Below are 14,437 nucleotides of genomic sequence, written 5' to 3'. Positions count from 1 at the left end.
GAAGAAAGGATGATTTCTCGTGATTTTGGATTATCTGCAAGTGAAATCCGCCTATCAATTGAAGGTGGTACCACAGCGTAGAGAGATTACCTTTTTAACGAAGCTGACAGGTATCGCACAGTTGTGGCGCTGGAATGAAGAGACTAACTGCTCGGAGCAAGTGACCTTTTTGCCTGATCGTGTGGTAGTAGTGGACCACTCCCCGTGCGGAACGAAAACGATTGTCGGTATGGACAACAAGGGTGACGAGCGGCAGCAGTTCTTTTTGCTAACGGAAAATGGTGCAGTTGTAAAGCCGCTGACAGACGCTCCTGGCTATTTCCACTATTTGGGAGGCTGGTCTCTGTGTGGGCAAAAGATCGCGTGGTCCAGCAATCGTCGCAATCCGCGCTGCTTTGATCTATTTGTTCAGGATGTAGAGAGTGGTGCGTATGAGGAAGTCTTCCGCTATGACGGTCGCACAGATCCAATCGGCTGGCTGCCAGATGGGACAGGGCTCATTTTCAGCGTGCAGGAGACCAACATTGACAATAGTCTGTATTTGCTGAATCTGCAAACGAAGGAAGCGCATAAGCTCGCTATTTGCAGCAAACATGCGCGCTATCATTCCTTGGGATTGTCCAAAGACGGCCAAACGGGATATCTCGTAACCGACCGCGATGAAAACACGAAAGCGTTGTGCCGCTTTTCAATGAATACGGGTGAGTTGGCCAAACTGGTGCACGACCCTAAATGGGACATCGAGGAGGCCAAATTATCCCCCGATGAGACGCTTCTTGCCTTCACGATCAATGAAGGAGGCTACTCCGTTCTCGCTCTCTATTCCTTGACGGAGCAACGCTGGGAGCGGGTGGAGGAAGGACCACGTGGAGTGATCTCTTCCTTGGCATGGGTGAGTGATGATCAGCTCGCCTATACATTGAAAAGTCCTACACTTCCTGGCGACATCTGGACGTACACCATTTCGGAGCAAACGAGTCGACGTGTGACGAGCATTGGTCAATCTGCTGTTCTGGACGATAAACTCATCGAGCCGGAATTGTGTTCCTTTGCCTCATTTGATGGCTTGGAAGTTCCGTATTTCCTCTATGCCAAAGATAGTTCTGAACATGAGGAGAAAAAACCAGTCGTCGTCTACGTCCATGGTGGGCCGGAGAGCCAAATTCGACCAGAGTATCATCCTGTTTTTCAATTTTTGGCGAACGAAGGCTTCATGGTGGTAGCACCGAATCTTCGCGGAAGCATGGGCTACGGTCGGGAATATGTCCAGCTCGATGATCGCCGCAAGCGGATGAACTCTGTAGCAGATTTGGCTTGGCTTGTCAAAGATTTAGGCAAACGCCCAAGCGTTGATCCGAATGCGATTGGCATCATGGGACGCAGCTACGGTGGCTTCATGACACTGGCTGCTCTTACGCATTACCCTGACCTATGGGCGGCGGGGGTTGATATTGTAGGGATTTCTCACTTCAAGACCTTTTTGGAAAACACCGGGGCATGGAGGCGGAGACTGCGTGAGGTCGAATACGGTTTCCTTGGGGAAGACGATGACTTTTTTGAAGAAATTGCTCCTTTGAACCATTCCCATAAAATCACGGCACCGCTCCTAGTATTTCACGGGCGGAATGATACCCGTGTTCCCGTCAGTGAAGCAGAACAGCTCGTAGCAGACATGCGAGGCAGAGGACAAGAAGTCGATTTGCACATTTTTGAGGATGAAGGCCACTTTACCGAAAAGCTGGACAATCACATCACGATGAATCAAAAAATTTCCCGGTTCTTTTTGGAGCGACTTGCATCCACCAATAAAATCGAGGAGTGATTGGCATGACTCAAACCCAAAGAGGTATAACGGCTGACGACTTGTATCAAATGCGGTATGCGAGTGATCCGCAGCTATCTCCAGACGGAAAAACGCTGGCCTATGTTGAAAACCAGATTGATGAGTCCCGTGCGTACCAAAATCACTTGTATTTACGTCGATTGGATGCGGATGATCCACAGCCATTGACGTCCGGCTCCCGCGACACCTTCCCGCGCTGGTCGCCGGATGGTTCGAAGATTAGCTTTGTCTCTAATCGTTCTGGAAAATCACAAATTTGGCTGATCGATGCAAACGGAGGAGAAGCAAGGCAGCTCACTCGTTGCAAAAACGGCGTCAGTCATCCGACCTGGTCGCCTGACGGCCAATACATTGTCTTCTCGTCGCTCCTGGATGCAGGTGAAACATTCGCAGACCTGGAGGGAACCGAGGAGAAAGAAAATGCCAAAGCCATCCATGTCGGAAGAATGAAGTACAAATCCGATGATCTCGGATTCATTTACGAGAAAAACAAGCAAGTGGCCATTGTTCATGTAGAAACGGGCGAGGTAACACCACTCAGCGATGGACCATACAATCATACGATCGGCTCTTGGTCGCCGGATGGAAAATGGCTCGCCATTACGGCGAACCGAGAAGAAGACCCTGATTTTCAGCACAGTGTCGACGTTTTTCTCATCCCTATTGAAGGGGGAGAATGGAAAAAGCTGACCAACAGCAAGGGGACTTTTGCCTATCCAACATGGTCATATGACGGCAAAAAACTAGCGTATATCGGAAGCGAACTGGAGACACATTTGTACGCAGCGCAAAAGCGCATCTGGGTCTATGATTTTGAAAAGGGCGACTATACATGCATCACGGCCGATTGGGACGTACAGGTTGGCGATTCCACCATCGGTGACATGCGCTCGCCAGGCCATCCGAATCCAGGTGCTGTATGGACAGCAGACGGAACAGGCATGTATTTCATCGCAAGTGAGCGAGGAAATTCCGGCATTTATCACGTAACGCTGGACGGACAAGTCACCAATGTTGCAGTGGGCAACCGGAATATTTACGGCTTTGCGCTGCATGAAAAAGAACAAACCGTGGTAGCTGCGATTAGTGATGCGTTTACTCCTGGTGATTTGTATCAGGTAAGTCTGAAGGACGGAAAAGAAAAACGTCTAACAGCGCTGAATAAAGAGCTCTTTTCGGGCATTGAGCTACCTGTTCCTGAAGAGATTGAGTTTGTTGCAAAGGATGGCTGGAAGCTGCACGGCTGGATGCTCAAGCCTGTCGGTTTTGAAGAAGGAAAAAAATATCCGATGGTACTGCAAATTCATGGCGGGCCGCACTCCATGTACGGGAATACGTTTTTCCACGAATTCCAGCTACTCGCTGCAAAAGGCTACGCCGTACTGTACACGAATCCGAGAGGGAGCTTTGGCTACGGAGAGCGTTTTGTTCAGGCGTGCTGTGGTGACTATGGAGGGAACGATTACCGTGATTTGATGACGGCTGTGCAATATGCATGCGATCATTTCGATTTTATCGATGAGGACCGCTTGGGTGTCGCAGGCGGCAGCTATGGTGGCTTCATGACAAACTGGATTGTTGGGAAAACCAATCAATTCAAAGCGGGTGTAACAGATCGGAGTATTTGCAACTGGGTAAGTTTTTACGGTGTCAGTGATATCGGTTATTACTTTACTGCCGAGGAGATTCAGGCAAATCCATTCACGAATCCGGAAAAAATGTGGCAGCATTCACCGATTCGCTTGGTGGAGAACATCGAGACGCCTTTGTTGATCATGCATGGAGAACATGACTACCGTTGCCCGATCGAACAGGCCGAGCAGCTATATGTAACATTGAAGCACCAAGGCAAGGCGCCGGTGTCGTTTGTCCGCTTCCCGGGTGCAAGTCATGAATTATCCCGCAGTGGTGATCCTCGGCAACGCGTGTTGAGACTAGAATATACGACGGATTGGTTTGACAACTATCTGACTTTAGACAAGAAAGTAAAAATAGCGGAATAATCGTAAGCCAGTCAAACACATTATTTTGTGTTTTGACTGGTTATTTCTATGTCCATTTTAGAAAGGGATAACTTGAATGATATAAATAACAAGCGAGCATAATATGGAAAAAGAAACCACAAAGGAGTGTTTCCTTTGATTCAACTTGAGGAGATTGACAGACAACTCCGAGAACTGAGTGAAACACAAGATTTTGAAATACAGCATCTTACTAATGGTGACCTTTCCATAGGATTATACTTTTATTCATCTTTGATTAATTCGAAGCTGATTCAGGAGCGTATTTCGGAACCTTTCTCCTCTTGTCATTCGTATAGTGAAATGAAAAACATCTTAGATGCGGAGCTTTTTTGTGAGCAGGTTCTAGACGAAAAGGAAATGATACCGAAGCTTCTAGAGGGTTATTCTTTAATCACTTTTAATGATACGTTTTTTTCCTTTTACGCGCCCAAGGTCATCAACGACAAAGTAGATTACGCTAAAAATGAAGCTTCTGTACAAGGGCCACCATTTGCGTTAACAGAAGATAGCTATGCAAACCTCAACCTAATACGAAGACGTTATGCTTCCTCCAATCTAATGGTGAAGGAAAAAGAGGTTGGAAAAAAACCAAAAGCAAAACTGTATGTTATGTATGACAAGCATGTCGTGAAAGAAACAGTTTTGCAGGAGCTGTTACAAAAGATTGATGATATTCAAGATGAGTTTATTCAAGCTTCTGGACAGCTTGAGAATTTATTGTCTCAAAAGAAATTTAACTTTGTACCTTTGATGCTCGTTACAGAAAGACCCGATCGAATTGTCTTCAGTCTCTCACAAGGAAAGATTGTCATTTTGGTCAATGGATCACCTTTTGCGTTAATAGCTCCCGCTGTATTTTACGATTTTATGTCTGCGATGGACGATCGGTATCAAACGTATTGGATAGGGATAGGTCTGGTCATCCTTCGCTATATTTCATTATTCCTCACCATATGTCTCCCTGCGATTTACATAGCAGTCATTTCTCATAATCCAGAGATCTTCCAAGTACAATTCGCATTGTCAATCGCAGGGAGCCGCGCTCCAGTCCCATATTCCTCATTCGTCGAAGTTCTATTTATGCTTTTCCTGATTGAGGTGCTAATAGAAGCCAGTATTCGTTTGCCAAAGTATATTGGTTCAACGGCTACAACGGTGGGAGGATTAATTTTAGGACAAGCAGCACAGGAAGCAGGACTGGTCAGCTCTGTCATGATCATTATTACATCAACTGTCGCGATTGCTAATTTTGTCGTGCCGATCAACGAGATGAGCTTTGCAATCAGGCTGGTAAAGTATCCATTAATCGTGTTTGCTACTTTATTCGGTATCCTGGGACTTATTTCAGGCGCTTTTTGTTTCTTGGTGTATTTAGTCAATCTGAGAAGCTATGGTGAACCCTTTTTTCGACTCCAATTCGGTGAGCATGCATCAACCAATTCGAAAAAGAGGATCTCTGGATGATGAATCGTTACTATTTTTATCCATTTATTTTATGTATGCTGGTAAATACCATTTTTTATGTACCCGTAATATTAGTGGAGTATCGATTTCAAGGTGCATGGCTAGCGATCCTCTTCGCGATTGTGTTTGGATCGACACTGGCTTATTTGTTTACCAGGACAATGCGTCAGTTCCCAGGTCAGGGGTTACCTGAAATTTTTGAACAACGATTACCTGTGATGCTAAGCTCCGTAATTAGCTTCTCTCTGGGACTCCTTTGGATAGTCGCTGGAGGGGTGGTTCTAATTGCATTTTCATATATTGCCAAAATGTTTCTGAATCCATCTATCCCCATTGAACAGCTCCTTTTCTGTTTAATTATCGTAAGCTGTTATGCAGCTACTCGCTCGACGGCAGCGATCAATTATTTATCGGAGATTATTCTCATATTCATTCTTCCAATCGTCGTTTTCATCTTATTTAAAGCACTCCAAAGTGAAACGTTTGAGTGGAATGCGATTATGGTCACGACGGAGTACATCTTTGAGATTCCTTCTTGGAATACACTAGCAACAGCGATGTTTTGCTTTACAGGATATATGACACTGATTGTGTTAAACAGGTTTTTTACTTGGAGAATATCACTAACCCATTTTTGGTTAGTACCGGTTACAGGGGCGATCACATTGGTGAGCACCTTCCTTATTCCGATTGGTATTCATGGTACGCAGGCTGTAGAAAATTACCTTTACCTTTGGGTGAATACAGTTGACTCGCTTCGAATGGAATTTGGATTTATTGAACGAGTCGTCTTCTATTATTTAATGGTTTACGTTGCGGTTTCTCTCTTGTTTATCTCGATGAGCTGGCATATTGGTACAGAGTTAGTCAGTAGTATTTTTCGTGGCCAATCCAAACGATATCGATGGATCATTGTTGGAGTCGTGGGTATCGCAACTTGGTGGTACGGGCGTTTGACAAATGAAAAGCAGCTGATTATGGTAGCGGAGCAGTGGTTTATGATTCGGTTTATGATGGAGCTCCTGTTGGTTCTTCTGATGGTTTTGATAGGAAGGAGGAAACAGTAACATGCGTAGAAGGCTAGGTGTGCTTTTCGGTGTGCTTTTCGTTTTGCTTTTGTTTGGGCTGAGTGGATGTGGATTCAAAGATATAGATAAACGATTTTTTGTAGTAGCGATAGGAATCGATCAAGGTAAAGAAAAGCAGTACAAGGTCTCATTAAAACTGGCGATTCCCACACATCGAATAGAGCCGGGTCATGCTGCGTTTCAAATCATTTCACAGGAAGCTGACACCATTTCTCAGGCGTTGGAACTCTTGAATTCCAACGTGGACAAAGAACTTGATTTGGGGCATTCAAAGATTTTTATTATCGGAAGGAATCTAGCGAATGACGAGATCCTCACAACAACAGATTGGATATTTAGAGGGAGTGATGTGCAGAGAATTGAGTATATGGCACTTGCGAATCCGTCAGCAGAAGAGATATTAGAAGCAAGTCCCAGATCTGAACGTGTTCCAGCAGACTCTCTTATTCTAAGCTTTGGACATGAGAAAATAGGATCGTCTTTAGCTGTAACAGAGTATTTATATGACTTTTACAATAGAATGTTCGAGTTGGGAAAAGACCCTTTTTTGCCTGTTGTTTCAAAAAAAGGAAAGTCATTCGAAGTGAATCAAGTGGCTTTGTTCAACAAGAAAGAATTAAAGATGGTTATTCAACCAGGGCAAACAGAATTGTTTAGCCAACTTGTTCGAAAACCATCTAATTTTGTAGTCAGCGTAAAAAAAGATCATCTTCGATACTCGCTATTGATTCAAAGCTTTACATATCGCTATCAGATTCAGACCCCCAGACAGCAACCCCCAATTTTGCAAATGGATATTAAAGTAAGAGGGCGAATTCAGGAAGCTAATCAAGCTTTATTTGATAAGAATTGGGGAGAAATAGAAAGGATTGCGGAGAAGAATATTGAAAATCGATACAAGAACCTGTTGGAGAGTATGCAGAAGCATCAAATTGATCCGATTGGATTCGGACTACATTATATGGCTAGAAATCATTACGGCAAGAAGGAATGGGAGTTGTGGCAGGAAATATACTCTAAAATGAAGTTTAACATTACAGTTGATTTGGAGATTGAAAGCACGGGAATCATTAAATGATGAGTGGCATACAAAACCTTGATTGAAGATAGGCAACAGAAAATCGAGGTTTTGTAAAAAATCATGGATTATCGTAATAATTCGAAACTTATTATTTGATCCTCAAAGGAAAAGCGGAGATAAATTCTGATAAAAGGAAGGAGATTTTTCACTCTTTACAGAAGATTTGGAATCAGGATGTTCCAATCATCTCGCTTTATCAATTGGAAACATGGTCAGTAGGAGGAACGTATTAATGAACAAAGAACAAGTCGTAGGCATTGTGCAAGAAAACTTGCCACAAGCAATCGAGAAGCTAAAGCAATATTTGAGATTTCCTACCGTATCCGCACAGCATAAGGCCATCCCAGAGACGGTTGAATACGTGGTCAAGATGATTCATGAGGTGGGCGGAGAGACAAAGGTGCTCGACAATCTTGGTGGCAATCCTGTTGTGTATGCGTTTTTTGCAGCAGGCAGTGAAGGGGACGCCAGTAAAACGATCCTATTTTACGATCACTACGATGTTCAACCACCTGAGCCGTTTCACGAGTGGAACACGGAACCATTCGACCCGACGATAATCGATGGAAAGCTGTATGCACGCGGTGCTGCCGACAACAAAGGTGACCTTGTTGCGCGTCTGACGGCAATTCACATTTTGCAGCAGCAAGCGGGTGGTTTGCCTTGCAATATTAAGTTCCTGATCGAAGGAGAAGAAGAGATTGGCAGCCCGAATCTGGAGCCGTATCTTCGAGAGTACAAGGATCTTTTCCAAGCGGATGCCTGCATTTGGGAATTCGGTGGAAAGGATGAAAATGAGCGAATCAGCATGGTTGCCGGGATCAAAGGAATGGCGTACCTGGAGCTGACCTGCGTTGGAGCAGATATCGACATGCACTCCTCTGTCGGTGCGTATGTAGATAATGCAGCATGGCGCTTGGTACAGGCATTGGCGACGATGAAAAATCAGCAAAACGAGATTTTGGTCGAAGGCTTCTTTGAGGGGATCGAGGAACCGACAGCCGATGAAAAGAAAGTCGTTTCCGAATTGCCGTTCAGTGAAGAGGCGACAGCAGCGCTATACGGTTTGAAACGCCCATTGATTACAGCAGCATACAGCGTGGACCCACGAGAAGCCATGGTTTTCCACCCGACTATGACTATCTGCGGTTTGGATAGCGGCTATACAGGAGAGGGCGCGAAGACGGTACTGCCGAAAAGCGCGAAGGCCAAGTTGGATTGCCGCCTTGTCCCAGGTCAAGATCCACAGCACATTATGAATTGCATTGAGCACCATTTGGAGAAGCATGATTTTACGGATATTACTGTCACCATGATCAACGGGCAAAAAGCATATCGCTCCGATTTCCACCATCCATTTGTTGCTCACGTTTTGGATTCGGCTCGCGTCATTTACGAACATGAACCAGTGCTTTCTCCAAATGCGGCAGGAACGGGTCCGATGTATATTTTCGGTGAACAGCTGAAGCTTCCTGTTGTCAGTACCGGTGTAGGCTGGGTTGGCTGCAAAGTACATGCGCCGAACGAATCCATTCGTTTGAAAGACTTCGAGGAAGGCATTGCCCATATGGTTGTCATGCTCTCTGGATTTGCCAAAGCGCTGTCAGAGTAGCAACATACGAGTGTCATGCAATCCTATTACGAAAAGGGGACCTTTCCTGGAAAAAGGTCTCCTTTCCTATTTTGAAACCCTCCCGCGGCACTTCCAGAGTGGACTTTGCTTTTGCAAACCATGTACAATCGTAAATGATAGAGTACATACATTTACAGGAGGCGAAATGCGTGAACAGCGATACACATCCATTCGAAATCGCAACCTTTGCAGGCGGATGCTTCTGGTGCATGGTCAGTCCATTTGACAAGATGCCAGGCATTCAACAAGTCGTCTCCGGCTATACAGGCGGTCATGTCGAAAACCCGACCTATGAACAGGTATGCTCTGATACGACGGGACACTATGAAGCAGTTCAAATCACATACGACCCATCGCTTATCTCATACGAGGAATTGCTGCAAATGTTTTGGAGACAAATCGACCCGACGGATGCTGGTGGTCAATTCGGTGATCGCGGTCAATCGTATGCGCCGGCGATCTTCTATCATAATGAAGAGCAAGAAAAGCTCGCCTTGAAGTCCAAGCAGGAGTTGGAAGCCAGTGGACGCTTTCAAAAGCCAATCGCAACGTTGATACTTCCTGCCAAGCCATTTTATTCGGCAGAGGAATATCATCAGGATTACTACAAGAAAAATCCGATTCGCTACCAGTACTACCGCGCGGCATCAGGAAGGGCGAAATTCACCAAGGAAGCATGGCGCGACCGTGCGAAGCAAGAAGACTTGAAAAAAATCTTGACCCCGCTCCAGTACGAGGTGACGCAAAACAACGGGACAGAACGGCCATTTACGAACGAATTCTGGGATCACAAGGAAGAGGGCATCTACGTAGACATCATCTCCAACGAGCCTTTGTTCAGCTCCATGGATAAGTTCGATTCGGGTTGCGGTTGGCCTTCGTTTACCAAGCCGTTACAGGAGCAAAACGTAACGGAGCATGTGGATGTGACACATAATATGATTCGTACAGAGGTTCGCAGCAAAGATGCAGATTCTCATCTCGGCCACGTATTCGAGGACGGTCCAGGAGAAAATGGATTGCGCTACTGCATTAATTCAGCCGCATTGCGCTTCATTTCGAAGGATCGTTTGGAGGAAGAAGGATTCGGGGAGTACAAGCGCTTATTTGAAAAAGAATAGAGTGTGGACCGCTACTCTCTGGGAAACATGGGAGAAGGGCGGTCTTTTTGCTAAACCTACAACTAGTTAAACACAAGAGCATGCAGGGAGGGTCCAATGTACACGCAGACATCCTTTCACAGACTAATTGGACTGTTACTCGCAGCAATCATGGCCATAGCAGGCTGTTCTTTCGGTGAGGGGCAACCTCACAACAATCAGATCGTACCTACACCCCAAAAGGTTGCCGAGGGTGGGACGTTAACCATTGCACGTATGTCAGATGCCGCCAATCTCGATCCCCATTTTATTTTGACGATCAATGAGGCGAGTGTCGTCCAAGGAAAAGTGTATGAAGGGCTCGTCAAACGAGATCGGAACATGAACATTCAGCCACAGCTGGCAACGGCTTGGGAACAAATCGACGATCTTACTTGGGAGTTTACGCTCCGACAAGGTGTTGTTTTTCATGATGGGACTCCTTTTCATGCACAGGCGGTCAAGGAAACATTTGATCGCGTATTAGATCCAGCGGTGGCTTCTCCGCGCGCAGCGATGTTCGAGAAAGTAAAGCAGGTAAGGGTCATCGATCCGTACAGAGTGCAATTCATTTTACATAAGCCATTTGCGCCCTTGCTTTCTATTTTGGCCAGTCACGAGGGGAGCATCATCAGCCCTACTGCCATAGATAAATATGGACGGGAATTATCGCATCACCCGGTTGGTACTGGCCCCTATCAGTTCCAATCATGGGAGCCTGGCAGTCAAATCACGTTGAGCAAAAACCAGTCCTATTGGGGCGAGGCCGCTACGCTTGATCAAGTCGTCTTCAAGGTTGTTCCGGATGATGCGGCTCGCATTGCAATGGTCGAGAATGGAGAAGCACATGTTGCGGAATCCATCCCTGTCATGGAGCTAGATCATATTCAAGCGTCCACACAGATGCGTGTGTACCGCAGTGATGCGCTCGGGACTGAGTTTATCGGGTTTAATGTAGCACGTCCACCACTGAATGATATCCGTGTGAGGAAAGCCATCAGCATGGCGATCGAGACGGGGGCGATTATTAAAGGGGTGTATAACAATGTGGGAACAAAGGCGAACTCACCGATTGGACCGCATGTGTTCGGCTACAGTCCGACTGTGAAAAGTTACCCGTACGACATCAACCAAGCACGTCGGTTACTAGCAGAGGCGGGTTATCCAGATGGTTTTCCTATTCAAATGATTACCTATAACAGACAGGATCGAATCTTGGTTTCGCAAGTGATACGGTCGCAATTAAAAGGGATCGGCATCGATGCGGACCTAAAAGTCGTCAGCTACGATGAATTTGTCCGAACCATTGAGAAAACGAAGGATCATGAGATTTTTGTCAGTGGCTGGGCAAATGCAACTGGGGATGCGGACTATAATCAGTACAATTTGTTTCATACATCGGGTGGCGGGGCTGGCAACAGTTTTCAATACAGCAATCCCGAGCTGGATCGTCTCATCGAGGCTGGTCGCAGCGAAACAGATCCAGCCAAAAGACTCACCATCTATGCAAAAGCACAAAAAGTAGAGCTGCAAGATGCTTTGGTTGTTCCGATTCGCAATCTAGAGAATTTGGCTGTTATCAGCAACAATATTCAGGGCTTCTCTATCAGTCCGGCGGGTTACCTGAATATCGATCAGGTCGTGATTTCTCAATAAACATGTAACGAAACGCAGGTCAATTATGTCATAATAGGTACGTACTTTAATTACCTACATAATTGGATCAGCTCCAAAACGAAAGGAACGTTACAATGAGAAGTTTTCGACACCGACTTTTGCATCCGCTCGTACTCGTAACCGCGATGACCTTTGTGTTGTCTGGATGTAACAGTACGGCTGCTCCACAGGAACCACAGACACCACCATCTGTGGAAACACCAACCCCTCCAAAGAATGAAGAAGCGAAGCCAAAGGAGGAGACAGCACCTCCATCTGCTGAAACACCGAAGCAAGAACAACCAGAGCAACCCCAGAAAGCGAAGCCAACGGAAACGAAGCCGGCAGAAAAGCCGCCAGCGGGTCAGCCACCTGAGCTGTCGTTCCCTGACATCGAGGTCGTGGGTGAGCCCGAGAGTGTTGCTGTTCTGGTGAACAAACAACGCAAGCTTCCGGAGAACTATCAGCCAAATGATTTAGTGTTTCCCAACGTTCCTTACCTGCTCCCTGAAAAGAGCGAGAAACGCAAAATGCGCAAAGAGGCAGCGGGTGCGCTTGAGCAGTTATTTGCTGCAGCCCAGGCTGACGGTGTCCAGCTGGCTGGGGTATCTGCCTACCGCTCCCACGCTTATCAGAAAGCGCTGTTTAATCGCTATGTAAAAAAAGACGGTGTAGAGAAGGCACGGACATACAGTGCCGTTCCTGGGACGAGTGAGCATGAGACGGGACTCGCGATTGACGTCTCCGGTAAGGATGGTAAATGCGCAGCAACGAGCTGCTTTGCAGGAACCAAGGAAGCGAAGTGGCTGGATGAAAACGTCGAGAAGTTTGGATTTATCATTCGCTACCCAGAGGGAAAAGACGCGATTACTGGCTATATTTATGAGCCGTGGCATTTGCGTTATGTAGGTGCCGAGATCGCGCAAGAAATCGGAGAAAAAGGAATCACGCTCGAAGAATATTCAGGTGCTGTGCCTGTTTCCACACCTACGAATTAAGGAAGAAACGTCGATCTCTCGCAGGTAGAATCGGCGTTTTTTCTATGTAGTTATGCTATAATGTTCACGGGTGAAGATAATGGCCGAAAAATCAATCAGAGAACGTATTATTGAAACTTCCATGCGCTTGTTTGAAGCAAATGGATACCACAAAGTAACTGTGGATCAAATTGTGAAAGAAAGCGGAACGTCGAAGGGAGGATTTTATCACAACTTCAAATCAAAGGATGAACTCCTCTACATCATTCATGATCAATTTATTACCTATGTACTGGAAAAAGCGGAAGAAGCTTACGAGAAGTGGGATACCCCGACAGAGCGACTGCAAGCGATCGTAAAATCTTTTGTCATGATGATTGATTTGTATCGCTCACAGGTTACGATCTTTTATCAGGAGAGCTTATTTTTAGCTCCAGAGTACTACACTGATATTGAAACCAAACGGGATCGCTATAAAAAAATCATGTTCACCGTCATTTCGGACGGGATCGAATCGGGTGAGTTCCGCCCGGAGCTGCCTGTGCCAATTGTGTCCATGGCTATTTTTGGAATGGTGAACTGGATTTACAAATGGTATCAGAAGTCAGGGACGTACTCGATCGAGCAAATCGCGGATATTTATGCAGATATGGTTCTGCATTCCGTTTTGAAATCAGATTCGATGGAAAACCCGGCATTTCAACGTTTTTTCCTACAATCGCAAGAAAGTCCCTTCAAGCCATTGTAGGGGTGTTAACAAGGATCATGCGGCTACACTCAAGCTTTTCGATAAGAGAAAGGGGCATAGTCGCTTGATGGTCCCTTATAAAATACATCAGTCAGACCAACTAGTTGGTCTGTACTAGTATTCTGACATTTGTTATAATAACGAAAAGACCAACTGGTCGGTCTTGTGCATTCGTTCCGGACCAACTAGTCGGTTCGTGAGGTTGTCCCAGTCAGATTGGGAATAAGGGAGGAATAGCCGTGCTTACCATTTACGAATTACGAGAACTTGTGAAGCTATTGGAGCAGACAGACATAGAATCTTTTGAGGTAAATGAGGAAGATTCGTCTTTGCGTATCAAACGAAGAAATGTGAATCAAATCCCAGCCGTAAAACAGGCATTTGTACAAACCAAAAGCGCGCCATTTGTGACCTCGGCACCCATTAAGTCTTTACCTAAAAAAGAAGTGATTGAGCGTCCAGTCGCAACGACTCCTGTTGAAGCTCCTCAGAAATCGGCGGAAGTGACAGAAAACTTGTATAAAATCACTTCTCCCATGGTCGGAACTTTCTATGCAGCACCTGCTGTGGACGCAGCCCCATACGTATCCGTAAATGATCGGGTAGATCCAACTACCATTGTCTGTATTGTCGAAGCCATGAAGCTGTTTAACGAGATTGAAGCAGAAGTAAAAGGGGAGATTGTCCAAATCTTGGTGGAAAACGGTCAGTTGGTCGAGCATGGACAGCCGTTGTTCCTGGTGAAGCAAGCGTAATGGAGCAGCTTTTAAGGGGAGGACTAGAA

Annotated in this window: 11 protein-coding genes; all 11 read left to right on the top strand. The window is 45.8% G+C overall.

All coding sequences use genetic code 11. The features are described 5' to 3' along the window. The first annotated feature begins 19 nt into the window (after window positions 1–19). Window positions 20–1,822: a S9 family peptidase gene (locus C7R93_RS02740; RefSeq protein WP_106837362.1), complete on the top strand. Its 1,803-nt coding sequence runs from the start codon at window positions 20–22 to the stop codon at window positions 1,820–1,822. Between the two features lie 5 nt (window positions 1,823–1,827). Beyond that, the gene (locus C7R93_RS02735; RefSeq protein ID WP_106837361.1) at window positions 1,828–3,846 is read left to right on the top strand and encodes a S9 family peptidase; all 2,019 of its coding nucleotides are present in this window, start codon (window positions 1,828–1,830) and stop codon (window positions 3,844–3,846) included. Window positions 3,847–3,981: 135 nt separating this feature from the next. Continuing rightward, entirely contained in the window at window positions 3,982–5,331 is a 1,350-nt protein-coding gene (locus tag C7R93_RS02730) for a spore germination protein (RefSeq protein ID WP_106837360.1), read from the top strand. Then, entirely contained in the window at window positions 5,328–6,398 is a 1,071-nt protein-coding gene (locus C7R93_RS02725; protein ID WP_106837359.1) for a GerAB/ArcD/ProY family transporter, read from the top strand. The genes C7R93_RS02730 and C7R93_RS02725 overlap by 4 nt, the downstream gene beginning before the upstream one ends. A 1-nt stretch (window position 6,399) precedes the next feature. Further along, entirely contained in the window at window positions 6,400–7,497 is a 1,098-nt protein-coding gene (locus C7R93_RS02720; RefSeq protein WP_106837358.1) for a Ger(x)C family spore germination protein, read from the top strand. Window positions 7,498–7,732: 235 nt separating this feature from the next. After that, a complete protein-coding gene (locus tag C7R93_RS02715) occupies window positions 7,733–9,112 on the top strand; it encodes a M20/M25/M40 family metallo-hydrolase (protein WP_106837357.1) in 1,380 nt (459 codons plus the stop codon). Window positions 9,113–9,282: 170 nt separating this feature from the next. Beyond that, a complete protein-coding gene (msrA, locus tag C7R93_RS02710) occupies window positions 9,283–10,254 on the top strand; it encodes a peptide-methionine (S)-S-oxide reductase MsrA (RefSeq protein WP_106837356.1) in 972 nt (323 codons plus the stop codon). Window positions 10,255–10,350: 96 nt separating this feature from the next. Then, entirely contained in the window at window positions 10,351–11,928 is a 1,578-nt protein-coding gene (locus tag C7R93_RS02705; RefSeq protein WP_106837355.1) for a glutathione ABC transporter substrate-binding protein, read from the top strand. Window positions 11,929–12,023: 95 nt separating this feature from the next. Continuing rightward, window positions 12,024–12,926, top strand: coding sequence for a M15 family metallopeptidase (locus C7R93_RS02700; RefSeq protein WP_106837354.1), 903 nt, complete (start codon window positions 12,024–12,026; stop codon window positions 12,924–12,926). A 79-nt stretch (window positions 12,927–13,005) separates the two neighbouring features. After that, window positions 13,006–13,653, top strand: coding sequence for a TetR/AcrR family transcriptional regulator (locus tag C7R93_RS02695; protein WP_167402423.1), 648 nt, complete (start codon window positions 13,006–13,008; stop codon window positions 13,651–13,653). Window positions 13,654–13,892: 239 nt separating this feature from the next. After that, entirely contained in the window at window positions 13,893–14,408 is a 516-nt protein-coding gene (gene accB / locus C7R93_RS02690) for an acetyl-CoA carboxylase biotin carboxyl carrier protein (RefSeq protein WP_106837352.1), read from the top strand. Window positions 14,409–14,437 lie beyond the last annotated feature (29 nt).

This window comes from Brevibacillus fortis, assembly GCF_003013395.1.
In the GTDB taxonomy this organism is placed as follows: domain Bacteria; phylum Bacillota; class Bacilli; order Brevibacillales; family Brevibacillaceae; genus Brevibacillus; species Brevibacillus fortis.
The sequence above is the reverse complement of the archived record's forward strand: the minus strand, read 5'-3'. Positions and strand labels throughout refer to the sequence as shown.